We start from the raw sequence: 23835 nt of genomic DNA, 5'->3' as shown, positions 1-23835 counted from the left end.
CCGGGCCGGCAGGTTCCCGTGCCGGGGGTCGCCATTAAATCAGGTTTGCGAAACCGGTTCCCGCATCCGGCATCCGGCGGTCCCGCATAAAACCCGGCGCAAGCCCCGCAAGGCCTCCGGCGCCGCATGCACAAGCCCGTGCACCGGCCAGTCGCTATAGTCGGCTGCCGCACCCTCGCGAAAACCGCATGAACCCGACGCCTGCCAACGACCTCAACGCCGACGCGCTGCCCGAGGACGCACCCTACCTCGCTGCCACCACGCGCTGGCTGGAGCGTGCGGTGATCGGGTTGAACCTGTGCCCGTTCGCGCGGGCGCCGCACGTGCAGGGCAAGCTGCGCCTGCGGGTGAGCCACGCGCGCGACACCGATGCGCTGCTCGACGATCTCTGCGGCGAGCTGCAGTCGCTCAACGCACTCACTCCCGACGAGTGCGAGACCGGCCTGCTGATCCACCCGTTCGTGCTCGGCGACTTCCTCGACTACAACGACTTCCTCGACGTGGCCGACGCCGCCGTGCAGACGCTGGGGCTGGAGGGCGAATGGCAGGTGGCCAGCTTCCATCCCGGCTACCAGTTCGCCGACACCATGCCGGACGACGCCGGGAACCTCAGCAACCGTTCGCCTTATCCCACGCTGCACCTGCTGCGCGAATCGAGCATCGAGCGCGCGATGGCGTCGATGGACGACACCGACGGCATCTACCGGCGCAACATCGAGACGCTGCAGCGGTTGGGTCCCGATGGCTGGCGGGCGCTGTGGCGCGACGGCACGGATTGAACACGGCAAACCCACCCGGAGTTCACACTCGCGTCGGGCGAAGCTGCCACACTGACGAGTGAAAAATATCCCCGACCCCTACGCCGAAAGCGTCGACCCCGGCGTGCAATGCACGACCTGCGAAGCCGTGTGCTGCCGCCTCACGGTGGTCCTGATGCCCGAGGACCACGTCCCGGCCTGGCTGGTCGCCCGCGACGAACACGGCATGCAAACCCTGGCCAAGGGCGAGGACGGCTGGTGCGCCGCGGTCGACCCGAACAGCTTCCGCTGCACGATCTACGCGGACCGCCCCACGATCTGCCGCAAGTTCGCGATGGGCAGCCCCAGTTGCCGCGACGAGCGGCACAAGTGGTTCGGCAACGCGATTCCCACGGCGGTGCACGTGCTGTAGCCGCTCTTTTGTAGGAGCGCACCCTGTGCGCGATGCTCTTCGTCAGGTCACGGAAAAGCATCGCGCACAGGGTGCGCTCCTACGGATGGCGCCGCTGCTCTACGGCGCGAAGATCGATGCGACCTCGCCGGCATCGAGTGCGCGCCATTCGCCCGGTCGCAATTCGCCCAGCGCCAGCGCGCCGATCGAAACCCGTTGCAGCGTTTCGACGTGGTTGCCGGCGGCGGCGAACATGCGGCGTACCTGGTGGTAGCGGCCTTCGGTGACGCCGAGCCTGGCATGCCGCGGCCCCAGCACGTCGAGCACGGCCGGCGCCAGCGGTTCGGTTTCCGCTTCCAGCAGCAGCGTGCCGCCGGCGAACAGTTCGCCTTCGTCGCCGCGCAGGTCCTGCGCCAGGGTGGCCTCGTAGACCTTGGTCACGTTCGCCTTCGGCGAAATGATCCGGTGCAGCAGCGCGCCGTCGTCGGTGAACAGCAGCAGGCCCGAGGTGTCGCGGTCGAGCCGGCCCACCGTGGAAAGCGCCGGCGAGCGCACGCGGTAGCGCGGCGGCAGCAGGTCGTAGACCACGCGGCCCGGATCCTTGCGCGAGCAGGTGACGCCCAGCGGCTTGTTCATCACCAGGGTCAGCCCCGGCGGCGGATCGAGCGGCTCGTCGTCGACGCGGATGGTTTCGTACGGCACCACGTCGTCGGCGTACAGCACCTCGCCCTCGGCATCGGTGACGCGGCCGGAGCGGAACAGCTGGGTCACGTCCTTGCGGCTGCCGTAGCCGAGGTTCGCGATCAACTTGACCAGTTTCATCCGCGCACTCCCGTCGCCTCGATCACCTTGAATCCTTCCCGCACGACCTGCGTGCGCACTTCATGGAAACGCGCGGCCAGCACCGCCTCGTACGGCAGATGCCGGTTCGCCACGATCAGCAGCGTTCCACCCGGCAGCAGCGCCTCGGCCGCGCTGACGATGAAGGCGCGGCCCAGTTCGGGCAGGTCGGCGCGCCCCTGGTGGAACGGCGGGTTGCTGACGATGGCGTCGTAGCGCTGCGCCAGGCCGCGGGTCACATCGTGCCAGCGCACAGCCACCGCCACCTCGCGACCGCATTCGCGCTGCGCCCGCGCCAGGTTGCGCCGCGCCGGCTCCAGCGCGCGCGCTTCGGCTTCGTACAGGTCGATCGCCGCGACTCGCGGGCAGCGCGCGACGACCTGCGTGGAAAGATAGCCGTAGCCGGCACCGAGATCGGCCACGCGGCCGTGCAGGTCTCTTGGCAGGTGTTCCGCCAGCAATGCCGAGGCGCGGTCGATGCGGTCCCAGGCGAACAGGCCGGGGCGGCTGACGTAGCCGTCGACGATGGCGTGCGGCTCGTCCAGCGCCAGCCATTCGGCCAGCAGATCCCGGTCGACGTCGGCCGGCGGCGGCGTACTCCAGAACACACGGCATTTGTGTTTGGACAGGTGCTGCACGGCGCCGGCCAGTCTGGCCAGCTCCGCCTCGCCCGACCTCGCGCCTTCGGCGTTCGGCATCGCGGCCAGCACCGTGCCGCCCGGCGCCAGGTGCCGCAGCGCGCGGGCGAACAGCGCGCGCGCCTCGTCGCGCTGGCGCGGCGGCAGCAGCAGCACCAGCGGAAAGGTCTCCCCGGCCGCCGGTTCGCCCACGCGCAGGCCGTTGCGGCCCAGTTCGTCGGCGAACGGCAGGAAGCCCTGCTCGCACAGCCAGCCGGGCTGCGCCATTTCGCGCAGGCGCACGCCGGCGCGGGCGCGCAGGAACAGCGCGCGGCCGTCCGCCGGCAGCTTCAGCTCGCCGGTCTCGAACGGCACGAACAGCGCGGCCAGCGCCGCATCCGGCGCGGCCGCGGAAAAACCGGCAGCAGTCACTCACATCCCTTCAGGTTTATCCCGACGGCGGCATTGTACGTGGCCGCGGCAGGAATCCGGCGGGCTCAGCTGCCGCTGTGCTGGTGCACCGCGTCCATCACGCGCGAGGAGTACACCAGCGCTGCGCCGGCGTTGAGCGCCACCGCCACGCCCAACGCCTCGGCGATTTCCTCGCGGGTCGCGCCGTGCTTCAGCGCCTCGCCGACGTGCACCGTGATGCAGCCGTCGCAGCGGGTGGTGACCGCCACCGCCAGGCCGATCAGTTCGCGGGTCTTGGCATCCAGGTGGCCGGTCTTCTCGCCGGCACCGGTCAGCACTTGGTAACCCCGCAGCGTATCGGGACTGAGCTTGCCGATCTCGCCGATCCGGCCGAGCAGTTCTTTGCGGTATTGCAGCCAATCCAACATGGGCAGGTCCTCGCGGCTTCGTCGCCGGACGGAATGCCCGGCGGTGGCGCCATGGTGCGCCACCGCCACGACAAGAGCACGTGCAAGCCTACGCCGAGGCCTGTCCCATGCGACCGATCCAGCGGTACATCGCCCAGGTCACGCCCACGAACACCACGCCGCCGATCCAGATCGCGGCGCCATGGAAACCCCCGCCCACCAGCGCCAGCGGCGCGTTGCGGTTGGCGAAGCCGAGCTTGTCGGAGAATGCCACCAGCGCCGCCACGACCACGCCGAGCAGGCTCTCGCCCACGATCAGGCCGGAAGCCAGCAGCACGCCGAGCTGCTTGGTGGGCTCGGGCTTCGGGCCGCGCTCGGCGCGCTTGTCGAACCACGCGCCGACCAGCGCGCCCACCACCACCATCAGCGTGGTGGAGGTAGGCAGGTAGATGCCCAGGCCCACCGCCAGCGGCGGCAGCCGCATCGACTTGCCGGTGCGCGCCAGCGCCTCGTCCAGCACGATGATGCCCACGCCGATCACCGCGCCGATGATGATCAGGCTCCAGTCGATGTTGCCGGTGATCACGCCCTGCGCCAGCGCCGAGATCAGGCCGGCCTGCGGCGCCGGCAGCGCGCGCGCGGGGTCCACGCCCGGCGCGCCGAGGAAGCCGTAGGCCTGGTTCAGCAGGTCCAGCACCGGCGGGATCACCACCGCGCCGGCGATCACGCCGATCACCAGCGCCCACTGCTGCAGCGAAGGCGTGGCATCCACCAGCTGGCCGGTCTTGAGGTCCTGCAGGTTGTTGTTGGCGATCGAGGCCACCGCGAACACGATCGAGGTGATGAACAGCGCGAACGCCACCAGCGCCTTGCCCTGCTCGGCCGGCACCAGCGACTTCACGCCCAGCACCAGCAGCAGCGCGGCGATGATCACCACCAGGATGCCCACGCCCGACAGCGGGCTGTTGCTCGAACCGATCAGGCCGGCCATGTAGCCGCAGACGGCCGAGACCAGGAAGCTCAGGATCACCACGAACAGCACGCCGCCGACCACCAGCAGCACGGTGTGCTCGCCCAGCCCGCTGATGTTGCTGAAGTGGCCGAGCAGCCAGGCCACCGGGATCAGGCACAGCAGCGTGATCAGGCCCACCATGCCGATCGGCATGTCGTGCTCGGTGCGCGGCAGCATGTGCAACTGGCCGCTCTTGCGCGCGCGCGAGGCACGCATCGCGCCGGCCAGGCCGCCGATCACCGGCTTCACCAGCTTGGCCAGCGTCCAGATCGCCGCCACGCCGATGGTGCCGGCGCCGACGAAGCGCACGTAATGGCTCCAGGTGCCCTGCGCCGCGTCGGCAACCGGGCCGGCGACCGGGTGCAGCAGCAGGAAGTGCGGCACCGCCCAGCCCCAGCCGATCAGCGCGCCGACCAGCATCGCCACGCCCACCCACAGTCCGACCAGGTGACCCACCGCGAACAGCGCGAACGACAGGCTGAAATCGAAACCGGTGGCGGCGCCCTTGTCGCCCACGCGGAAATAGCTGGACACCGCATCGGCGAACAGCCGCGTCTGCACCACCACGTAGAACACTGCCGAGACGATCGCGCCGGCGATCACCGCCTTCAGCCCGGCGCCGCCGGATTCCACCGATTCGGCTGCCTCCTCGCCGCCGCTGGAACCCACCTTCAGCACCTCGGCGCAAGCCACGCCCTCCGGGTACGGCAGGTCCGAATCGGTGACTAGCGCGCGGCGCAGCGGGATGGTGTACATCACGCCCAGCACGCCGCCGGTGGCGCAGATGCCGAACGACATCCAGAACGGGAAGCCGTTCCACCAGCCGATGATGATCAGGCCCGGCAGCACGAAGATGATCGAGGACAGCGTGCCTGCGGCCGATGCCACCGTCTGCACGATGTTGTTCTCCTGCATCGTGGAGTTCTTCATCGCGCGCAGGATCGCCATCGAGATCACCGCGGCCGGGATCGAGGTGGCGAAGGTGAGGCCGGCCTTGAGGCCGAAGAACACGTTGGCGGCAGTGAATACCACGGTGATCACGATGCCGATGATCAGGCCGCGGATGGTGAATTCGACGCGCGACGGCGCGGCGGACAAGGGTTGTGCACTCACTGGACGCTTCTCCCCAAAGCGGATGTTGCGGTGGAAGATAGCGTGGAATGGCCGCCCATGGTTATCCGATGGCGAGGGAGAGCGGCAACCGGCCCGCCTCCCGCCATCACAACGCCAGCCTGCTCTCGAAACGCCGCGGCGCGCCGGACAGCGGATCGTCAAAGGCCAGCTCCCGCGCCAGCAGCCGCAGCGGGTGGGCGTGATCGTCGGCGGCCGCCTCGGCCAGCGCGGGGTACAGGGTGTCGCCGGCGATCGGCGCGCCCAGCGCCGCCATGTGCACGCGCAGTTGGTGCTTGCGCCCGCTGCGGGGGAACAGCGCGTAGCGCCAGCAGTCATCGTCCCTGCCGATGACTTCGATCCGCGTCTCGCTGTTCGGCTCGCCCGCCACCTCGCGCATGCGGAAGAACGGCTCGCCGGCCACGATGCGCGAGCGCCGCAGCAGCGGAAACGACGCTGCGGGCAAGGTCGGCGCCAGCGCCTCGTAGCGCTTGTCGATACGGCGCTCGCGGAACAGCGCCTGGTACGCCGCCCGGCTCGCCGGGTTCGCCGAAAACAGCACCAGCCCGGCAGTGGCACGGTCGATCCGGTGCAGCGGCACCAGCTGCGGGTTGCCCAGCCGCCGGACCAGGCGCCGCAACAGGGTCTGCTCGACGAACCCGCCGGCCGGCGTCACCGGCAGGAAATGCGGCTTGTCGGCCACCACCAGGTGCTCGTCGACGTGCAGCACGGCTTCGACGGACGGAATCGTCGGCTCGGCCGCCACCTCGCGGTAGTAGTGGATGCGCAGCCCGGCCCGGTACGGCGTCTGCGGCGTGATGGCCACGCCCCGCCCGTCCAGCACCCGGCCGCGTGCGATCCGCTCCAGCCACTGCGCGCGACCGATCGCGGCGAAGCGGGCGCACAGCGCATCGAGCACGGTCGCCCAACTGCCGGCCGGCAGGTGCACGGTGCTGGCATCGCTGTCACGCGTGAAGGGCACGGCAGGAGTATCCATGTCGGCCGCCAGTCTAATCCGCGGACGGGCGAGCCCTGACAGCGCGTAGAATGGGCGGCTTGTTGCCCCAAGGCGCCCCCATGGCACTCAACGCCACCATCTACAAGGTCGAACTGCAGGTCAGCGACATGGACCGGCACTACTACGCCACCCACGCGCTGACCCTGGCGCGGCACCCGTCCGAGACCGAGGAGCGGCTGATGGTCCGCCTGCTGGCATTCGCGCTGTATGCCGACGAGCGGCTGGAGTTCGGCAAGGGCATCGGCGACGAGGACGAACCGGCGCTGTGGCGCAAGGCGTACACCGACGAGATCGAGCTGTGGATCGAGGTCGGCCAACCCGACGAGGCGCGCATCCGCAAGGCCTGCGGCCGCTCGCGCCAGGTGGTGGTGCTCAACTACGGCGGCAACGCGGCGGAACTCTGGTGGAACAAGGCCGGCCACGCGCTCGGCCGCCACAAGAACCTCAGCGTGCTCGACATCCCCGCCGCGACGGTGACCGCCCTGGTCGAACTGCTGCAACGGGGCATGCGCCTGCAGGCGCTGGTGCAGGACGGCCAGCTGCAGCTGATGAACGAGAACGACGCGGTCGCCGTCGATCCGCTCAAGCGGATGGTCGCGGCCGAACTGGTCAGCTGACGGCCCGCTGCCGGCTGCCTCGTCGCGGTTTCCCGCATAATCCCCGCCCGATCCTTTCCACCGTCCGGAGTCTCCCCATGCGCTGGTTGCTGCCCCTGCTCGCCGTCCTCGCCCTCGCCGCCTGCAGCGCGCCGCCCCAGGCCCGTGCCAGCGGCAAGGTCGACAAGCTCACCGTGATCGACCGGAAGGTCGGTACCGGCGTCGAGGCGAAGGCCGGCATGGACGTGCTGGTGCACTACACCGGCTGGCTGTACGACGAAAACGCGAAGGACAAGCACGGCGCCAAGTTCGACAGCTCGTACGACCATGGCGCGCCGTTCAACTTCACCCTCGGCGCCGGCCGGGTGATCGACGGCTGGGACCAGGGCGTCGCCGGCATGCGCGTGGGCGGCAAGCGCACCCTGCTGATCCCCGCCGAGCTCGGCTACGGTGCCCGCGGCGCCGGCGCCGACATCCCGCCGAACGCCTCGCTGGTGTTCGACGTGGAACTGATCGACGCCGGCGCGCATTGAGTTTCCGCCCACTTCCCGCACAACCGATACCGTCATGCGCAATCCCCTGCAGGAACAGCTGCTCAAGGCCGGCCTGGTCAAGAAAGGCCAGGTGGCCAAGGTCGTGCGCGAGCAGGCGAAGAAGCACCTGGGCAAGACCCCGCTGACGGCGGGCGCCGAGCCGGCGGAAGCGCAACGGCTGCAGGCGGAGAAGGCCGAACGCGATCGCGCCCTGGCGGCCGGGCGCAACGCGCAAGCGCGGGCCAACGAAACGCGGGCGCAGGTGCGGCAGATCGTCGAGGCACACAAGGTGAAGCGCGAGGGCGAGATCGCCTACCGCTTCACCGACGGCGACCGGATCAAGGACGTGCTGGTCAACGAGGCGCTGCGCGCGCAGCTGGCCGCCGGCGCACTGGTGATCGTGCGCCACGGCGAGGGTTACGAGCTGCTGCCGCGCATTGCCGCCGACAAGGTCCGCGAACGCGACGCGGCGATGATCGTGCTCGACCACGGCCGCGCCGAGGCCGGCAGCGGCGCGGACGACGAGTACTACAGCCGGTTCCAGGTACCGGACGACCTGGTCTGGTAACGCGTCAGCGCTTCGGCTCCAGCAGGTCCCAGGCATTGCCGTACAGGTCCTCGAACACCGCTACCGTGCCGTAGGCCTCGTGCCGCGGTTCCTCGCGGAAGTGCACGCCGGCGGCGCGCATGCGCTGCCAGTCGCGCTGGAAGCCGTCGGTATGCAGCAGCAGGAACACACGGCCGCCGGCCTGGTTGCCGACGCGCGCGGCCTGCTCGTCGCCCTTCGCCTTGGCCAGCAGCAGGCGGGTTTCGCTGGAACCGGGCGGCGCCAGCAGCACCCAGCGCTTGCCATCGCCCATGTCGGTGTCCTCGACCAGCACGAAACCCAGTGCGCCGGTGTACCAGGCGATCGCCTCGTCGTAGTCGGCGACCAGCAGCGCGAGCGCGCCCAGATGCTGCTTCATTTTTGTTTTGCCTCGAGGGTGGGAAGCGGGCCCAGTTCGGCCTGCCGTTTTTTCGTCAGCCTCGCGCGCACCAGCACGTACGCGTCGAGAATGAATGCCTCCAGTTCCGCCGTGGCGAAGCGCCGCGGTTCGACGATCGAGATCCAGTGCGCCCGCGCCAGGTACGGCGCCGGGATGATGCCGGGCTGGTCGGTGAGTTCGAGGAAACGGTCGTCGGCCACCTTGAACGACAGCCGGCCGCCCCCGCTGCCGTCCGACGGCATCACCGCGAACATCTTGCCGTCCACGCTGAACACCATGTCGATGCCCCATTTGGTATCGCGGGAGACACCGGGCCAGTGGCCGCACAGTGCGGCCAATTGGGCGGCGCCGAGGCCGCGGCGCGGTTTGCGGGTCACGCCATGCTCCATGGGGAAGCCAGTCTCGTCATTGTGCGGGGTGGCGCGCCGCCTGTCTGCCGCGCCCACGGCATTCCGTACTGCAACATGACGCCGGCCGGTTACGGCCGCTGTATCGTGCGCATGCGACAGCGCACCGCGGAATCCGTCATTGCAAATTCATGTTGCGCCGCACACAATACGCAAAAGTACGGAACTACCATGATTCCCGCCATCGACTTCGCCGCCCCGACCCGCTACGCCTCCCTCCCGCCGCGCGCCCGCGAGCGCTTTGCGCGCCCGAGCGTGCAGTCCACGCCACGGGGCGAGCAGGTGCGTACCGAGGACGGCCGCGAACTGGTATTGCGCGCGATCGAGCCGGGCGACGTGGCGGCGATGCAACGCTGCTTTACCCGGCTGTCGCCGGAAGACATCCGCCGCCGCTTCCTGCATGCGATGTCCGAGCTGCCGATGCCGATGGCGCAGCGGCTGTGCCGCATCGACCCCGCTTTCGAAACCGCCTTCGTGCTGATGGACGAGTCGATCAAGCCGGCCGAGATGCGCGGCGTGGGCCGGATCTTCGTCGACGAGGCCACCGACAGCGCCGAGTTCTCGGTGCTGGTGGAACAGGACTGGAGCCGCCGCGGCCTGGGCGCCCTGCTGATGCAGCACCTGGTCGACGACTGCCGCCGCCGCGGCCTCGCCGAGCTGTGGGGCTACGTGCTGCTGGAGAACCGGCCGATGCTGCAGCTGTGCAGGGAGTTGGGCTTCATCCAGCGGATGCTGCCGGACGAACCGGGCACCGCGCTGATCACGCTGAAGCTGTAGGACCGTGTAGGAGCGCACCCCGTGCGCGATGCCGTTCGTTCCGTGACGAAGAGCTATCGCGCACAGGGTGCGCTCCTACAAATTGCGATGGGGACTGTCGGAGCCATCGCGTTACACTTGCCCGCTTTCCCCGGCGCGGCTTGATGGCGGCGCCTCGAACACGCGTCCCCCATGCCCAGCCCGATCAAGCACCCGCCCCTGCCGACCACCCCCAGGCAACGCCGCTACTGGACTCCGCCGCACGGCTCCGCCCGGGCGCTGCTGCTGGCCGAGGCAGCGCGCACGCACGAGGGCCTGCTGGTGGTGGTGGCGCGCGACACCCAGCGCGCGCAGGCGCTGGAAGCGGAACTGAAGATCTTCGCCGGCGGCCTGCCGGTGCTGCACTTCCCGGACTGGGAAACCCTGCCCTACGACGTGTTCAGCCCGCACCCGGAGATCGTCTCGCAGCGCATCGCCACGCTGTACCGGCTGCCGAACGTGAAACGCGGCGTGCTGGTGGTGCCGGTAGCCACGCTGATGCAGCGGATCGCCCCGCGCTCGCACATCACCGGCTCCGGGCTGGTGCTGGCGAAGGGCCAGAAGCTCGACCTCGCCGGCGAACAGCGGCGGCTGGAAGCGTCCGGCTACCGCCACGTGCCGCAGGTGGCCGAGCCCGGCGACTTCGCGGTGCGCGGCGCCCTGCTCGACATCTTCCCGATGGGCACCGCCGAGCCGTACCGCATCGAGCTGTTCGACGACGAGGTGGACTCGATCCGCAGCTTCGACCCGGAAACCCAGCGCTCGCAGCAGCAGGTGGACAAGGTCGATCTGCTGCCCGCGCGCGAGTTCCCGCTCACCGAGGAAGCCGCGAAGGAATTCCGCGGCAACCTGCGCGAACGCTTCCCGATCGACGTGCGCCGCTGCCCGCTGTACCAGGACATGAAGGAAGGCGTCACGCCGGGCGGCATCGAGTACTACCTGCCATTGTTCTTCCCCGCGAAGAGTCCGCACATGGATGCGCGGGGCGTTGCGGCGGATCCGCTTGCAGGTACCGCCACGCTGTTCGACTACCTCGCCGACGACGCGCTGTTCGTGCTCGGCGAAGGCGCGGGCGAGGCGGCCGACCAGTTCTGGGCGCAGACCGCCGAACGCTACGACCAGCGTGCGCACGACATCGAGCGCCCGGTGCTGCCGCCGGCCGAGCTGTACCTGCCGCCCGAGCAATTGCGCGAGCGGCTCAACAAGCGGCTGCGGGTGGAAGTGGTCGAGGCCGGCCACGAGCATGCCGTCGCCGTGGGCACGCAACCGGCTCCGGAGCTGCCGCTCAACCGCAAGGGCGAGGAGCCGGGCACGTCGCTGCGGTATTTCCTCGCCAGCTATCCGGGCCGCGTGCTGATCGCGGCGGATTCGGCGGGACGGCGCGAAGCGCTGATCGAGACGCTGGCGGCGGCGGGGTTGAAGCCGCAGAACGTCGAGGGCTGGTCAACATTTCTCCTCCCCCTGCCCGCAGGGGGAGGTCGGGAGGGGGTAGCCCGGACTGGCGAAGAAGCAAAAGCGCCCCTCCCTCCGCAAGGGATTCCCTTCGGTCACAACCCTCCCCTGCAAGCAGGGGAAGGAGCCAAGTACGAAGGTCCGAAGTTCGCCATCACCATCGCCAGCCTGGAACAGGGCTTTGCGCTCACCACGCCGGCGATCACCGTGCTCACCGAGCGCGAGCTGTACGGCGAGCGGGTGCGCAGCGAGCGCGACCGCAAGCGCCGCCGCGGCACCGCGCGCGATCCCGAAGCGATCATCCGCGACCTCACCGAGCTCACCCCCGGCGCGCCGATCGTGCACGTCGACCACGGCGTGGGCCGCTACCAGGGCCTGGTCTCGATGGACGTGGGCGGCATGGATGGCGAGTTCCTCACCATCGAATACGCCAAGGGCGACAAGCTGTACGTGCCGGTGGCGCAGCTCGGCCTGGTCAGCCGCTACTCCGGCACCGCGCCGGAGCTGGCGCCACTGCATTCGTTGGGCGGCGACGCGTGGGAGCGCGCGCGCCGCAAGGCCGCCGAGAAAGTGCGCGACGTCGCCGCCGAACTGCTGGCGATCTATGCGCAGCGGCAGGCGCGCGGCGGCGAGTCGCTGCCGATCGACCGCCAGCTGGTGGAAGAGTTCGGCAGCACCTTCCCGTTCGAGGAAACCCCCGACCAGGAAAGCGCGATCGAGGCGGTGCTGAATGATCTTGCCGCGCCGCGCGCGATGGACCGGGTGATCTGCGGCGACGTCGGCTTCGGCAAGACCGAGGTGGCGCTGCGCGCCGCCTTCGCCACCGCCACCGCCGGCAGGCAGGTCGCCGTGCTGGTGCCGACCACCCTGCTCGCCCAGCAGCATTACCGCAACTTCGCCGACCGCTTCGCCGACTGGCCGGTGCGGGTCGACGTGCTGTCGCGCTTCAAGTCCACCAAGGAAGTGAACGAGGCGCTGAAGCGCCTCGCCGACGGCCAGATCGACGTGATCGTGGGCACCCACAAGCTGCTGCAGCCGGACATCAAATTCAGGAACCTGGGCCTGGTCATCGTCGACGAGGAGCAGCGCTTCGGCGTGCGCCAGAAGGAGCAGCTGAAGAAGCTGCGTGCCGAAGTGGACCTGCTGACGATGACCGCCACGCCGATCCCGCGCACCTTGAACATGGCGATGGCAGGCCTGCGCGATCTTTCCTTGATCGCCACCCCGCCGGCGCACCGCTCGGCCGTGCGCACGTTCATTTCGGCGTGGGACCCGGCGACGATCCGCGAGGCATTGCAGCGCGAGCTGTCGCGCGGCGGCCAGGTGTACTTCCTGCACAACGAGGTGCAGAGCATCGAGCGCACCGTGCGCGAGCTGGAGGACCTGGTGCCCGACGCGCGCATCCGCGTCGCCCATGGCCAGATGCCCGAGCGCGAGCTGGAAGGCGTGATGGCGGACTTCCACCGCCAGCGCTTCAACGTGCTGGTATGCACCACGATCATCGAAACCGGCATCGACATCCCCACCGCGAACACCATCATCATCGACCGCGCCGACCGCTTCGGCCTGGCCCAGTTGCACCAGCTGCGCGGCCGCGTCGGGCGCTCGCATCACCGCGCCTATGCGTATCTGGTGGTGCCCGACCGCCGCTCGATCACCGCCGACGCGCAGAAGCGGCTGGAGGCGCTGGCCTCGCTGGAGGAACTCGGCGCCGGCTTCACCCTGGCCACCCACGACCTGGAAATCCGCGGCGCCGGCGAACTGCTCGGCGACGAACAGTCCGGCCAGATCCAGGAGATCGGCTTCGGCCTCTACACCGAGCTGCTGGACCGCGCGGTGCGTGCGCTGAAGTCGGGCAAGGTGCCGGATTTCGATCTCAGCAGCGAGCACGAGACCGAGGTCGAGTTGCACCTGCCCGCGCTGATCCCCGACGACTACCTGCCCGACGTGCATGCGCGGCTTACCCTGTACAAGCGCGTCGCCAGCGCACGCAGCGAGGACGAGCTGCGCGACCTGCAGGTGGAGATGATCGACAGATTCGGCCTGCTTCCGGACAGCACCAAGCAGCTGTTCGCCGTGGCCGGCCTGAAGCTGATGGCGACCCCGCTCGGCATCCGCAAGCTCGACTTCGGCGCCAACGGCGGCCGCATCGTGTTCCGCGAGAAGCCCGAGGTCGATCCCATGACCATCATCAAGCTGATCCAGCAACTGCCGCGCGTGTACAAGCTGGATGGACAGGACAAGCTGAAGGTGATCCTCGACCTGCCCGGCGCCAGCGAGCGCATCCGCAGCGCACAGGAAGTGCTGGTGGCACTGGGCGCCCGCCGGCCCGCCTGAACGCGCCACGGGTGACCCTGCGCGTCCGGATTGAACCGGACCGGCCAGCTCCGTGACGCGTGGGCCAGCGCCAGCGCGCCAGCAGCCCGCGCCCGACCGCGCTGGCACGGCCCGTGCTTGACCTGGAGGCGAAGGATGCGACAGCGTTGCCTTTGCGACGCCCCCGCGCAGCGATACGCGCGAGGGCGCCGGGAACATCCGTCCGGTAGCCGCAGGAACGCCGGCCCGGGCCAGGCCGGCCCGGCGAAACACAATATCCACATGCACCCATGTACAAGGGCCGCATAGGGGAGAAAGCCAAATGGAGAGGCTGGGCAAAAAATCGGCATCGTGTCGCCGCAGACCTATGTCATGGTGCGGCCTCGTGCTCGGCCTGCTGTGGCTGTGGGGCGGGCTGGCCCACGCCGCCGCCGCGCTCAACGGTGCCTGGCGCGAGGCGCGCCCCGACGACACGCCGCAAGTCGTGCTCGACGAGTACCGCGCCGGCCTGCTGCGGAGTTTCGATCCGTCCCTGCTGCAACGCTTTCCCGGCAGCGACAGCGGCAGCTGGGTGGTGCTCGCGCCACAACCGCCGTGGGACGACGCCGGGCGCGTGCTGACGATCTACCCGCCCACGCTGGGCGCGGTCACGGTGTACGAACACGGGGTCCCGCAGACGCTGGCGATCGACGATTTCGGCGCAACGACCCACGCCCACGGCCGGCTGGCCTGGCAGGTGCCGTCCGACACCGTGGCGTCGGCGGCGATCCTGCTCAAGTTCGAGCCGTCGTCGATGCTGAGCGCACCGGTGCGGTTCCAGCTGCAGTCACCGTTCGAGTACGCAAGGCAGGATGCGCAGTGGCTGGCGTTCGCCAGCGCCTGCTTCGCGGTGATGCTGGCGATGGTGCTGATGGCGGTGTGCTTCGCGCTGATGCTGCGCGACGTCACCTATGCCTGGTACGCCGGTTACATCCTCTGCTATGCGCTGATCCAGGGCATCCAGACCGGCTTCCTGTTCCATCCGATGGAATGGCAATGGCTGGCCGGCGCGACCCTGCTGGCCGGCTCGGCCGCGGTGGCATTGTCGGTCGCGTTCGCCTCGCTGTTCATGATGCGTTTCTGCGAACTGCCGCGTTACGCGCCGCTGCTGCGGGTACCGATCATGGCGCTGGCGGTGGGCATGATCCTGCTGGTACTGATGCGCAGCAGCCGGCTCCCGCTGCTGGTGGAGGTGGCGCAGGTGCTGCTCAACCCGCTGCTGATGATCGGCGCCGTGCTGTTGCTGGTGGTCGCCTGCGTCGCCGCCGCGCGCGGTTCGCGCCAGGCGTGGTTCTTCCTGGCTGGCTGGACGCCGCTACTGCTGCTCACGGCGATGACCAGCGCCCAGGTCGGCGGCGCGCTGCCGCAACTGGACTGGCTCAACGACGCCAGCGTGGCCGGCGGCGCGTTCGAGGCGGTCGTGCTGTCGGTCGGCCTGGCCGACCGCGCGCTCAGGCTGCGCCACGACCGCGACATCGTGCGGGTACTGGCCGACCACGACGCGCTCACCAACGTGCTCAACCGCCGCGCCTGGACCGAGCGGGCCAGCGCCCTGCTGTCCGGTGGCCCGCCGCGGCCGATCGCGCTGCTGTTCCTCGACCTGGACCATTTCAAGCTGCTGAACGACCGCCAGGGCCACAACGCCGGCGACCGCGCGCTGGTCGCCGTGGCCAAGGCGCTGAACGCCGAACTGCGCCCCGCCGACCTGCTCGGCCGCTACGGCGGCGAGGAGTTAGTCGCCCTGCTCGACGGCACGCCGGCGGTGCAGGCCATGCACGTGGCGACCCGGCTGTGCCGGCGCGTGCACCGGCTGGAGATACCCGTCGGCGACGATCCGCTGCTGCTCACCGTCAGCATCGGCGTCGCCCTGCGGCGGGAGGGCGACGACGTGGAGTCGCTGGTCGACCGCGCCGACCAGGCCATGTACGACGCCAAGCTCGGCGGCCGCAACCGGGTCTCGCTGCACGCCGGCAACAAGCTGCCGCCGGGCGGCCCGCACCTCCACGTGGTGGAAAAGCGCGAGCGCTGAACGCGGCCGCGCTCAGCGTTGCGCCAGTTCCCGTGCCGCCGCCGCCACCTCGGCTTCGCCCGGCAGCACCAAGAGCGCCGCGCCGGCCAACGGGGTGAACGTGTCGGCGCCGACCACGCGCCGCAACGGCGTGGCGCCGCAGCCGCCCTCGACGATCGCGGTGATCACGCCCTCGCCCACGCCGGCGCTCTTGCGGCCCTCGTCCAGCACCAGGATGCGTTTGGCGGTCTTCGCCTGCGCCGCGATGAAGGCGTCGTTGAGCGGCGCCAGCCAGCGCAGGTCGACCACGCGCACCCGCCAGTCCAGCTCCTTGCCGATCGTGCGCGCCGCGCGCAACGCCATCGGCACGCCGTTGCCGAAGGTGAACACCACCAGGTCGTTCGCCGCCTCGTCGTAGATGCGGCCCTCGCCCAGCGTCATCGCCTGGTCCGGCGCCGGGTAGCCGAACTGCCACTGGCCGTCGCCGGCCTCGTACAGGTCCTTGGTCATGTACAGCGCGATCGGCTCGAGGAAGGCGCAGACGCGGCCGTCCACCTTGGCCAGCGCCATCAGCGTGCGCAGCATCGTGGCCGCGTCGTCGCCGCGGCTGGGGCAGCCGACGACGAGGCCGGGGATGTCGCGCAGCGCGGTGATCGAGTTGTCGTTGTGGAAGTGGCCGCCGAAGCCCTTCTGGTAGCCCAGCGAGGCCACCCGCATCACCAGCGGGTTGCGGTACTGGCCGTTGGAGAAGAACTGCAGCGACGACGCCTCGCCGCGGATCTGGTCGCAGGCGTTGTGGAAGTACGCCAGGTACTGGATCTCCGGGATCGGCAGCATGCCCATGTTCGCGTAGCCCTGGGCCAGGCCCAGGATCATCGTCTCGTCCAGCAGCGTGTTGAACACGCGGCTGCCCTTGAACGCCTTGTTGAGGCCCTTGGTGACGGTGTACACGCCGCCCTTCTGCGCCACGTCCTCGCCGAACAGCAGCGACTCGGGATACTTCGCCATGATGTCGTGCAGGGCCTGGCCGATCTGGATCGCCAGGTGCCGCGGCGGCAGGTTTTCCGGCAGCTTCGCCTCGCCGCCGAACACGGCCAGGCGCCGCTCGGCGTAGTCGGCGCGCCCGGCCTCGGCCTTCACCGCGGCCGGCGTGTATGGCGCCAGCGGGGCCATCACGTCTTCCAGCGAGGTCAGCCGCGGGCGCGAATCCGCGTCTTCGGCGGCGGCGAAGCAGCGCTTGCGGGTGGCCTCGTACAGGCCCAGCAACGCGTCCTTCGAGTACAGGCCCGACTCCAGCGCGATGCCGGCCGAGCGCAGCAGCGGGTCGGAGCATTCGACGGCAAAGAGCTCCTCGATGCTGCGCCACTCGATCTCGAAGTCGGTGCCGGCGTGGCCCATGATGCGGGTGGTCCTGAGGTGCAGGAAGGTGGGCCGGCGGGTGCCGCGGCAATGCTCCACCGCGCGCTGCACCTGGGCGTAGCCCTCGGCCAGGTCGAGGCCGTCGGCGAAGAAATAGTCGAGGTTGGCGCGATGCTGGTAGTTGTTGGCGACCCAGCCCGATGGCGTCTTCACCGAGATGCCGATGCCGTTGTCCTCGCATACGAACAGCACCGGCGCCGGCAGCTTCTGGTACGCCGTCCACGCCGCGGCGTTGAACGCCGTCTGCGCGGTGGCGTGGTTGCTGGAGGCATCGCCGAACGAGCAGATCGCGATGCTGTCGTCGGGGATCGGCAACGCGTGGCCGACGCGCCGCGCCTGCTCGATTGCCACCGCGGTGCCCAGCGCCTTGGGCAGGTGCGAGGCGATCGTCGAGGTCTGCGGCAATACCCACAGCGGCTTGCTGCCCCACACCTTGTGGCGGCCGCCGGAAGCCGGGTCTTCCTTGCTGGCGGCGAAGGACAGCGCCGAATCCATCACCGGGTCCATGCCGGGGATCTTGCGGAAGCGCTCGGCCATGAAGCCGCCCGAGCGGTAGTGCAGGAACGCCGGGTCGGTGTGCCGGGTCAGCCGCGCCACCATCGCGTTGCCTTCGTGGCCGCTGGAACCGATCGTGTAGAACACCTTGTTCTGCACGCGCAGCACGCGCGCCATCAGGTCGAGGTGGCGCGAGATCAGCTGCGATTCCAGCAGCCCGCGGAAGCCGCGCGCATCCAGCGTGCTGCCCGGCAGCACGGCCTCATCGTCGCGCGGCGCGGCACGCACGTCGCCCTGCCACAGCTGCACGAACTCGATGAAGTTCTGGTCGACGATCTCGGCACGGTTGAAGCCCTTGTGGCGGGCGCTGAGGGTGAACGGAATGGACATGGCGTGGTATCGGCAAGATAGGGGATGTTTTTGTAGGAGCCCACCCTGTGGGCGATGCTTTTCAAAGGCATCGCCCACAGGGTGGGCTCCTACAACGGAAGGTCAATGCTGCATCGGAGTATGGCCGGGTTGTGCCTGCACGCGACCGAGCCACGCGCGGATATTCGGAAACGCCGACAGCTCGAAACCGCCGTCGCCGGCGCAGTGGGTATACGCGTACAGCGCGATGTCCGCGATGCCGTAGCGCTCGCCGACGAACCAGCCGCGCCCGGCCAGATGCTGCTCCATCACTGCCAGCACCTGCGTGCCCTTCTGCAGCAGCGCGGGCAGCTCGGCCTGGCGCGGGTGGTCGGGCGGCAGCCAGCCGCGGATGAAGCGCGCCACCGCGATGCACGGCTCGTGGCTGTACTGCTCGAAGAACAGCCACTGCAGCGTCTGCGCGCGCAGCCAGGCATCCTCGGGCCCAGATCCATTCGGCCAATAGGCGGTGCCCTCGGCGAGGAAGCACAGGATCGCGTCGGACTCGGCCAGCCGGCGGCCGTCGTCCACTTCTAGCAGCGGCACCTTGCCGTTCGGGTTCTTCGCCAGATAGGCCGGTGTGCGCGTCTCCCCGTGTGCGCTGTCCACGTCGACCCAGCGGTAGTCGCGGCCCAACTGGTCGAGCAACAGCTGCAGCTTGTAGCAGTTGCCGGAGGCGCGCATGCCGTAGATGGTGATCATGATCGTTCCCCGCTCAGGCTTTTCAGCAATGTCGCGCGCCGCCGGTCCTTGGGGCGTCCGAAACTTTCCAGCACGCGGATCTGCTCCGCCACCGCGGGGATCGGGACCGCGAGGCCGGCCACGTCCACCGTGACGACCGCGCCGATCCGCACCGGCTCCCAGCCGCGCTCGCCGTGCAATTCGAGGCCGCCCATCACTTCCACCGGCAGGCCGGGGAAGAGGAACCGGGCGAAACGCGAGCGGAAGCGCTCGGCGGAGGGCGGCATCCAGGCTTCATCCTGCCGGGTCCGCCAGTGTCCGATCAGGGCATCCGCATCGCGGACGCTGGTCAACACATCGAGATCGGCCACCGCCACCGCGGCGCCGGCCAGCCGCGCCGCGGCGCTGCCGATCAGCGTCCACGGATCGCGGCAGTGGCGATGCAGATCCGGTACCACCGAAGCGAGTACCTCGCGCAAGGCGGTCGCCGGGTCGGCGTGGGCGATCGCGCTCATGCTGGCGTGCGGCACCGGCGCCATTGCTCGCGCGTCTGGCCCCAGATTTCGATCGGGTCCTCCTCGAACGGTGCGGGCAGCCTGCCCGGGCCGCGGCAGGTCGAGCCGAGCCGCTGTGCCAGCGCCTGCGAGGCGCGGTTGTCCGGGTGGATCGAATGGATCATCTCGCTCCAGCCCAACTGGTCGAAGGTCCAGTCGATCGCCGCGATGCAGCCTTCCTGCGCATAGCCCTTGCCCCAGGCGCCGCGCGCCAGGCCCCAGCCGATCTCGGTACCCGGCCATCCCTCGGGGCGCCAGGGGCCGAGCCGGCCGATCCAGCGGCCGGTGGCCTTCTCGACCACCGAGAACATCGAGAAGCCCTGGATCATCCAGGCGCCCGCGGAAGCCAGGAAGCCGCGCCAGGCCACCGCGCGCACCTGCCGGCCGCCGATGAACCGCGCGGCCTCGGCATCGGCCATCATGTCCGCGTAGGCGTCGAAATCCTCCAGCCGCGGCGGACGCAGGATCAGCCGGTCGGTTTCGAGGCGCAGCGAAGCGGAGTCCATGCGCGGCACGCTCCGTTTCAGAACGCGTTGATGCCGGTCAGCTCGCGGCCCACCACCAGCTCGTGCACCGTCTCGGTGCCTTCATAGGTGATCACCGACTCCAGGTTCAGCGCGTGGCGGATCGCACCGTGCTCGGTGGTGATGCCGGCGCCGCCGAGGATGTCGCGGCACTGGCGCGCGATATCGATCGCCATGCGGCAGTTGTTCCATTTCGCCAGCGAGACCTGGGTCGGCTGCATCTTGCCGGCGTCCTTGAGGCGGCCGAGCTGCAGCGACAGCAACTGCGCGGTGGTGATGCGGCGGGCCATGTCGGCCATCTTCAGCTGGATCGCCTGGTTCGACGCCAGCGGGCGGCCGAACAGGATGCGTTCGGCGGTGTAATCCAGTACTTCCTTCAGGCAGGCCTGGGCGGCGCCGATCGGCCCCCAGGTAATGCCGTAGCGGGCCTGGGTGAGGCAACCCAGCGGCCCCTTCAGTCCCTTCACGTTCGGCAGCCGCGCGCTGTCCGGCACGCGCACGCTGTCGAAGAACAGCGCACTGGTGACCGACGCGCGCAGGCTCATCTTCTTGTGGATCTCCTGCGCCTTGAAGCCGGCCGTGTCGGTCGGTACCACGAAACCCTGGATGCCGTCCGCCGTCTGCGCCCACACGATCGCGATATGCGCCAGGTTGCCGTTGGTGATCCACATCTTGGCGCCGTTGATGATCCAGTCGCCGCCATCCTTCTTCGCGTTCGTCTTCATGTTGGCCGGATCGGAGCCGCCATGTGGTTCGGTGAGGCCAAAACAGCCGATCACCTCGCCGGCGGCCATCCGCGGCAGGTAGTGCTGCTTCTGCTCCTCGCTGCCGTAGGCGAAGATCGGGTACATGCACAGCGAGCTCTGCACCGAGGCGAAGCTACGCAGGCCCGAGTCGCCGCGCTCCAGCTCCTGGCAGATCAGGCCGTAGCTGACCCCGTTCATGCCCGCGCAACCGTATTTTTCCGGAATGGTGGCGCCGAGCAGGCCGAGGCTGGCGATCTCGGGTATCAGCTCCTTCGGAAAGCGCCCCTGGTCGAAGCAGTCGCCGATGATCGGCAGCACGCGCTCGTCGACGAAGCGACCGACGGTGTCCTGCACCATGCGCTCCTCGTCGGTGAGCAGCGAACGGACGTCGTACAGATCGAGCGGATTCAGACTGACAGCCATGTGAGCTCCGGAGCGGACGCGTAAAAGCCGGTATTGTAGCGCGGGCCATGCCGCCGGACAGGCCGGCCCGCCACGACGAAACCCGACGGATGCGTATGGCCCGCGCCACCCTGGTCCGCCGCCCCTCACCTGCCCACGGAATCCCATGTTCAAAGGTGTCCTGCTCGGCTTCACGGCCTTCGCCGCCTTCGCCATCAGCGATGCGTTCGTGAAGTCGCTGCGCGGCGGCCTGCCGGCGTACGAGGCGGTGTTCTTCGGCGCCGCGCTGGGGCTGAGCGCCCTGCCCTTCATCAAGGGGCCGGGCGACCGCTGGCGCGACGTGGTGCTGGCACGGCGCCAGTGGCTGTGGCTGGTGCGCGCGGCGGCCAGCGCGACCGGCAGCATCGCCGCGGTGGTCGCGTTCACCGCGCTGCCGATGGCGGAGGCGTTCGCGCTGATCTTCCTGCTGCCGATCTTCGTCACCATCCTGTCGGTGCTGGTGCTGAAGGAACACGTGGGCTGGCGCCGCTGGTCGGCGGTGGTGGCCGGCTTCGCGGGGGTGCTGGTGGTGCTGCGGCCGGGTTTCCGCGTGCTCGGCATCGGCCACCTGGCGGCGATCGTGTGCGGGCTCTCCGGCGCGATCTCGATGGTCGCGCTGCGCCTGTCCGGGGCGCACGAGAAGCGCGTCACCCTGTACGGCGCCGGCGTGGTCGGCTCGATGCTGGTGGCCGGGCTGCTGATGCTGGCCGACTTCCGCTGGCCCAGCCTGGCCCAGTGGGGGCTGCTCGCCGGCTACGGCCTGCTCGCCGCGCTGGCCGGCGTGCTGCTGATGCTGGCCACCCAGCTTGCCCACGCCAACCGCGTCGCACCCACCCAGTACAGCCAGATGCTGTGGGCGATCGGCTTCGGCTACTGGCTGTTCGGCGACCGGCTCGACTGGCCGATGCTGATCGGCATCGTGATGATCCTCGGCGCGGGGCTGTTCACGCTGGTGCGCGAGGAACAGAAGACCCGCTGGTGGCGACGCACCAGGATGATGTGAGGGCGCCCATGCACGGCGGCGCGGCGGCGGAACAAAAAACGGGGCTGCCGAAGCAGCCCCGCTATTGCCGGACGCCGTCCCGCACCCGACCGCGCGGCCGGGTTGACGGGCGGTTACAGGCAGGTCGGGAACTTGAACGAGCCGATGCGCGTGTTCCAGTTGAACGAACCGGTGTTCTGCAGGTACTCGCTGGTGTACCAGAAGGTGCAGTCGTCCACCGGATCGATGCTCATGGCGCTGTAGTCGCCCCAGCGCGACAGGTTGTTGCCGCTCTGCGAGCCGAGGCCCTCGACGATGCTGTTCTCGGCCTGCATCGTGCCCAGCGGGTCACCGGCCAGCCGCCCGGTGTAACGAACCGCCGGATGGATGGCACTGCTGGAGACGCTGTAGCCGAGCGCCATGTCGCCTAGCTTGTCCATCGCCACCGAACCCATCCAGCGGTAGTTCGTGTCCGGCGAGTAGGTGGACTGCTGGTAGACCGCCGGCGTGCCGTTCGGGTTGCGGACTTCGTACCAGCGCACGCCGCTGTACGGATTCTTGCGCGAGCTGCCGACCTGCACCGCGTGGTTGACCACCAGCGATTCGTGGTCGCCGAAGTTGCGGTAGGCCAGCCGGAACATCAGGCGGTCGGCCAGCGAGTCGAGCTTCTGCCGGGTACCGGATTGCGGGATGCAGGCGCCGCCGCGACAGGCCGCGTTGAATGCCGCCACCGGGATGGCGATCGGTCCGGTCAGCGTGGTGTTGGCGGTGTTGCTCCAGTCGACGTGGAACTTCCACAGGTTGAGCTGGTTCGTGGTGAAGTTCATCAGGTAGTTCGGCGAACCGGCCGGCGGCGCGGTGGCGCCGTCGAGGTCCGCCGGCAGCACGCCGCCGTAGCTGGTGGACAGCTGGAAGCACTGCTGCGTGGCGGCGGCACCGCTCAGCATGGCGTTGCGGTCGTAGGCGCACAGCTTCGCGCCGGAGAACGCGTTGCCGCTGAACATGTTGAACGTCTCGTAGTAGGCATCCGGCCACACGCCCATCTTCGGGTAGTCCGGAAAGACGCTGCCGTACGGGAACGCATAGCGGTAGTAGGCGCCGGTGGCGTCGCTGGTCGCCGAAACCGCCACACACTGGAAGTAGGGCGTGGCAGTCACGGCGAACTGGGAGATGACCCAGCGTCCGGCTGCCTTGTCGTAGACCACGATGCCATCGCCGTCGTTGTCGGTTTCGCACGGGCCGCCGAAGCCCGACCACAGCGTGTTGGTCGGCACCGGTCCGTAGCTCACCGCCCTGGTCGACTTGTCGAATACCGCGAACGCGGTGTTGACGAGTTGCACGTACTGGGTCGCCCCGACGGCACCGTTGGTATCGGGCGGCGCACTGTTCACGGTGAACGTGCCCTGCGGACCGCTGAAACCCTGGCCCACGCCATCGAAGCCCGCACCGAGCGCCGGCGCGAAGCTGCCCGTGGATGAGGACTGCACGGCGCCATCGGCCTGGTTCGCCGGCCCTCCGATGAGCGGCAACGGATGCGCTGGATGGCCGTGCGAGTTCTTGATGAAGTCGTCCGGGCGCGGCATCACGCCGCGCAGCGAATGCAGGGTGTCGTGGCGGGTGGCCGGGGTGACTTCGGGTCCGCTGGTGGTCTGGGCGGCGGCGCGATCGGCGGCGACAAGGCCGATGGCGGCGCACAGCACCAGACTGAAGCCGGTCTGCTTGGACAATGACATGGGATCCCCTCCTGGAAAGACGCTTTCGACTTTCGCGGACCGGGTGCACATACGACGGATCGGGACCAATCGCGGCCAGACCGCTATGTCCACGCCGGAGTTGCTCCCGCATCGCAACCAACCCTGTCGCGACGCCCCTGTGGGGGAACCCGCCAC

22 protein-coding genes are annotated in these 23835 nt (G+C 69.4%); 9 read left to right on the top strand and 13 right to left on the bottom strand.

The annotated features are described in order from the left end of the window. The first annotated feature begins 188 nt into the window (after positions 1 to 188). Complete coding sequence (locus tag AC3WRN_RS15725; RefSeq protein WP_492623679.1) at positions 189 to 779, top strand: DUF1415 domain-containing protein; 591 nt, start codon at positions 189 to 191, stop codon at positions 777 to 779. A gap of 58 nt (positions 780 to 837) precedes the next feature. Then, positions 838 to 1170 carry a YkgJ family cysteine cluster protein gene (locus AC3WRN_RS15720; RefSeq protein ID WP_492623678.1) on the top strand — a complete coding sequence of 111 codons (333 nt, stop codon included), beginning with the start codon at positions 838 to 840 and terminating at the stop codon, positions 1168 to 1170. 99 nt (positions 1171 to 1269) lie between these two features. Here the strand turns inward: AC3WRN_RS15720 and AC3WRN_RS15715 are convergent, their stop codons facing one another. The 5 genes from AC3WRN_RS15715 to AC3WRN_RS15695 all read right to left on the bottom strand — a co-directional run bounded on the left by AC3WRN_RS15715 (position 1270) and on the right by AC3WRN_RS15695 (position 6543). Next, on the bottom strand, positions 1270 to 1971 hold the full coding sequence (locus AC3WRN_RS15715; protein WP_492623677.1) for a pseudouridine synthase: 702 nt from the start codon (positions 1969 to 1971) through the stop codon (positions 1270 to 1272). Continuing rightward, complete coding sequence (locus AC3WRN_RS15710) at positions 1968 to 3038, bottom strand: class I SAM-dependent methyltransferase (RefSeq protein ID WP_492623676.1); 1071 nt, start codon at positions 3036 to 3038, stop codon at positions 1968 to 1970. Before AC3WRN_RS15710 ends, AC3WRN_RS15715 begins: the two co-directional genes overlap by 4 nt. A 65-nt stretch (positions 3039 to 3103) precedes the next feature. Next, on the bottom strand, positions 3104 to 3445 hold the full coding sequence (locus tag AC3WRN_RS15705) for a carboxymuconolactone decarboxylase family protein (RefSeq protein WP_492623675.1): 342 nt from the start codon (positions 3443 to 3445) through the stop codon (positions 3104 to 3106). 88 nt (positions 3446 to 3533) lie between these two features. After that, the gene (locus AC3WRN_RS15700) at positions 3534 to 5549 is read right to left on the bottom strand and encodes an OPT family oligopeptide transporter (protein WP_492623674.1); all 2016 of its coding nucleotides are present in this window, start codon (positions 5547 to 5549) and stop codon (positions 3534 to 3536) included. A 106-nt stretch (positions 5550 to 5655) separates the two neighbouring features. Next, entirely contained in the window at positions 5656 to 6543 is an 888-nt protein-coding gene (locus AC3WRN_RS15695; protein WP_492623673.1) for a pseudouridine synthase, read from the bottom strand. Between the two features lie 80 nt (positions 6544 to 6623). Between AC3WRN_RS15695 and AC3WRN_RS15690 the strand changes: the two genes are divergently transcribed. The 3 genes from AC3WRN_RS15690 to AC3WRN_RS15680 all read left to right on the top strand — a co-directional run bounded on the left by AC3WRN_RS15690 (position 6624) and on the right by AC3WRN_RS15680 (position 8261). Continuing rightward, the gene (locus AC3WRN_RS15690; protein ID WP_492623672.1) at positions 6624 to 7181 is read left to right on the top strand and encodes a YaeQ family protein; all 558 of its coding nucleotides are present in this window, start codon (positions 6624 to 6626) and stop codon (positions 7179 to 7181) included. Positions 7182 to 7258: 77 nt separating this feature from the next. Then, the gene (locus AC3WRN_RS15685) at positions 7259 to 7693 is read left to right on the top strand and encodes an FKBP-type peptidyl-prolyl cis-trans isomerase (protein WP_068091388.1); all 435 of its coding nucleotides are present in this window, start codon (positions 7259 to 7261) and stop codon (positions 7691 to 7693) included. Between the two features lie 34 nt (positions 7694 to 7727). Continuing rightward, complete coding sequence (locus AC3WRN_RS15680) at positions 7728 to 8261, top strand: DUF2058 domain-containing protein (protein ID WP_492623671.1); 534 nt, start codon at positions 7728 to 7730, stop codon at positions 8259 to 8261. Positions 8262 to 8265: 4 nt separating this feature from the next. Here AC3WRN_RS15680 and AC3WRN_RS15675 read toward each other — a convergent pair whose 3' ends face one another. After that, entirely contained in the window at positions 8266 to 8658 is a 393-nt protein-coding gene (locus AC3WRN_RS15675) for a VOC family protein (protein WP_492623670.1), read from the bottom strand. Then, positions 8655 to 9125, bottom strand: coding sequence for an MmcQ/YjbR family DNA-binding protein (locus tag AC3WRN_RS15670; RefSeq protein WP_492623669.1), 471 nt, complete (start codon positions 9123 to 9125; stop codon positions 8655 to 8657). Before AC3WRN_RS15670 ends, AC3WRN_RS15675 begins: the two co-directional genes overlap by 4 nt. Before the next feature lie 132 nt (positions 9126 to 9257). Here AC3WRN_RS15670 and AC3WRN_RS15665 point away from each other — a divergent pair, with 132 nt between their 5' ends. The 3 genes from AC3WRN_RS15665 (at position 9258) to AC3WRN_RS15655 (ending at position 15717) form a co-directional block, all read left to right on the top strand. After that, a complete protein-coding gene (locus tag AC3WRN_RS15665; RefSeq protein ID WP_492623668.1) occupies positions 9258 to 9863 on the top strand; it encodes a GNAT family N-acetyltransferase in 606 nt (201 codons plus the stop codon). 171 nt (positions 9864 to 10034) lie between these two features. Then, entirely contained in the window at positions 10035 to 13670 is a 3636-nt protein-coding gene (mfd, locus tag AC3WRN_RS15660; RefSeq protein WP_492623667.1) for a transcription-repair coupling factor, read from the top strand. A 346-nt stretch (positions 13671 to 14016) separates the two neighbouring features. Beyond that, on the top strand, positions 14017 to 15717 hold the full coding sequence (locus AC3WRN_RS15655; protein ID WP_492623666.1) for a sensor domain-containing diguanylate cyclase: 1701 nt from the start codon (positions 14017 to 14019) through the stop codon (positions 15715 to 15717). Between the two features lie 12 nt (positions 15718 to 15729). Here AC3WRN_RS15655 and AC3WRN_RS15650 read toward each other — a convergent pair whose 3' ends face one another. The 5 genes from AC3WRN_RS15650 to AC3WRN_RS15630 all read right to left on the bottom strand — a co-directional run bounded on the left by AC3WRN_RS15650 (position 15730) and on the right by AC3WRN_RS15630 (position 20946). After that, positions 15730 to 18000, bottom strand: a complete 2271-nt coding sequence (locus AC3WRN_RS15650; RefSeq protein ID WP_492623665.1) for a thiamine pyrophosphate-dependent enzyme — start codon at positions 17998 to 18000, stop codon at positions 15730 to 15732. A gap of 102 nt (positions 18001 to 18102) precedes the next feature. Then, a complete protein-coding gene (locus AC3WRN_RS15645) occupies positions 18103 to 18720 on the bottom strand; it encodes a glutathione S-transferase family protein (RefSeq protein ID WP_492623664.1) in 618 nt (205 codons plus the stop codon). After that, the gene (locus AC3WRN_RS15640; RefSeq protein ID WP_492623663.1) at positions 18717 to 19214 is read right to left on the bottom strand and encodes a hypothetical protein; all 498 of its coding nucleotides are present in this window, start codon (positions 19212 to 19214) and stop codon (positions 18717 to 18719) included. The genes AC3WRN_RS15645 and AC3WRN_RS15640 overlap by 4 nt, the downstream gene beginning before the upstream one ends. Next, complete coding sequence (locus AC3WRN_RS15635) at positions 19211 to 19759, bottom strand: GNAT family N-acetyltransferase (protein ID WP_492623662.1); 549 nt, start codon at positions 19757 to 19759, stop codon at positions 19211 to 19213. Before AC3WRN_RS15635 ends, AC3WRN_RS15640 begins: the two co-directional genes overlap by 4 nt. Positions 19760 to 19776: 17 nt before the next feature. Then, positions 19777 to 20946, bottom strand: coding sequence for an acyl-CoA dehydrogenase family protein (locus tag AC3WRN_RS15630; RefSeq protein ID WP_492623661.1), 1170 nt, complete (start codon positions 20944 to 20946; stop codon positions 19777 to 19779). Positions 20947 to 21091: 145 nt separating this feature from the next. On the opposite strand from AC3WRN_RS15630, the gene AC3WRN_RS15625 reads away from it, so the two are divergent. Then, positions 21092 to 21967, top strand: coding sequence for a DMT family transporter (locus AC3WRN_RS15625; protein ID WP_492623660.1), 876 nt, complete (start codon positions 21092 to 21094; stop codon positions 21965 to 21967). Positions 21968 to 22080: 113 nt separating this feature from the next. Here the strand turns inward: AC3WRN_RS15625 and AC3WRN_RS15620 are convergent, their stop codons facing one another. Beyond that, on the bottom strand, positions 22081 to 23679 hold the full coding sequence (locus tag AC3WRN_RS15620; protein ID WP_492623659.1) for a hypothetical protein: 1599 nt from the start codon (positions 23677 to 23679) through the stop codon (positions 22081 to 22083). Between the last annotated feature and the right edge of the window lie 156 nt (positions 23680 to 23835).

The organism is Rhodanobacter sp. FW101-FHT13A11, from assembly GCF_058790335.1.
The sequence above is the reverse complement of the archived record's forward strand: the minus strand, read 5'-3'. Positions and strand labels throughout refer to the sequence as shown.

Excerpts from the sequence above, each read along its gene's own strand:
- AC3WRN_RS15725 (WP_492623679.1), top strand. The coding sequence starts at position 189 with ATGAACCCGACGCCTGCCAACGACCTCAACGCCGACGCGCTGCCCGAG.
- AC3WRN_RS15715 (WP_492623677.1), bottom strand. The coding sequence starts at position 1,971 with ATGAAACTGGTCAAGTTGATCGCGAACCTCGGCTACGGCAGCCGCAAG.
- AC3WRN_RS15705 (WP_492623675.1), bottom strand. The coding sequence starts at position 3,445 with ATGTTGGATTGGCTGCAATACCGCAAAGAACTGCTCGGCCGGATCGGC.
- AC3WRN_RS15695 (WP_492623673.1), bottom strand. The coding sequence starts at position 6,543 with ATGGATACTCCTGCCGTGCCCTTCACGCGTGACAGCGATGCCAGCACC.
- AC3WRN_RS15690 (WP_492623672.1), top strand. The coding sequence starts at position 6,624 with ATGGCACTCAACGCCACCATCTACAAGGTCGAACTGCAGGTCAGCGAC.
- AC3WRN_RS15685 (WP_068091388.1), top strand. The coding sequence starts at position 7,259 with ATGCGCTGGTTGCTGCCCCTGCTCGCCGTCCTCGCCCTCGCCGCCTGC.
- AC3WRN_RS15680 (WP_492623671.1), top strand. The coding sequence starts at position 7,728 with ATGCGCAATCCCCTGCAGGAACAGCTGCTCAAGGCCGGCCTGGTCAAG.
- AC3WRN_RS15675 (WP_492623670.1), bottom strand. The coding sequence starts at position 8,658 with ATGAAGCAGCATCTGGGCGCGCTCGCGCTGCTGGTCGCCGACTACGAC.
- AC3WRN_RS15665 (WP_492623668.1), top strand. The coding sequence starts at position 9,258 with ATGATTCCCGCCATCGACTTCGCCGCCCCGACCCGCTACGCCTCCCTC.
- mfd (WP_492623667.1), top strand. The coding sequence starts at position 10,035 with ATGCCCAGCCCGATCAAGCACCCGCCCCTGCCGACCACCCCCAGGCAA.
- AC3WRN_RS15655 (WP_492623666.1), top strand. The coding sequence starts at position 14,017 with ATGTCATGGTGCGGCCTCGTGCTCGGCCTGCTGTGGCTGTGGGGCGGG.
- AC3WRN_RS15650 (WP_492623665.1), bottom strand. The coding sequence starts at position 18,000 with ATGTCCATTCCGTTCACCCTCAGCGCCCGCCACAAGGGCTTCAACCGT.
- AC3WRN_RS15645 (WP_492623664.1), bottom strand. The coding sequence starts at position 18,720 with ATGATCACCATCTACGGCATGCGCGCCTCCGGCAACTGCTACAAGCTG.
- AC3WRN_RS15640 (WP_492623663.1), bottom strand. The coding sequence starts at position 19,214 with ATGAGCGCGATCGCCCACGCCGACCCGGCGACCGCCTTGCGCGAGGTA.
- AC3WRN_RS15635 (WP_492623662.1), bottom strand. The coding sequence starts at position 19,759 with ATGGACTCCGCTTCGCTGCGCCTCGAAACCGACCGGCTGATCCTGCGT.
- AC3WRN_RS15630 (WP_492623661.1), bottom strand. The coding sequence starts at position 20,946 with ATGGCTGTCAGTCTGAATCCGCTCGATCTGTACGACGTCCGTTCGCTG.
- AC3WRN_RS15625 (WP_492623660.1), top strand. The coding sequence starts at position 21,092 with ATGTTCAAAGGTGTCCTGCTCGGCTTCACGGCCTTCGCCGCCTTCGCC.
- AC3WRN_RS15620 (WP_492623659.1), bottom strand. The coding sequence starts at position 23,679 with ATGTCATTGTCCAAGCAGACCGGCTTCAGTCTGGTGCTGTGCGCCGCC.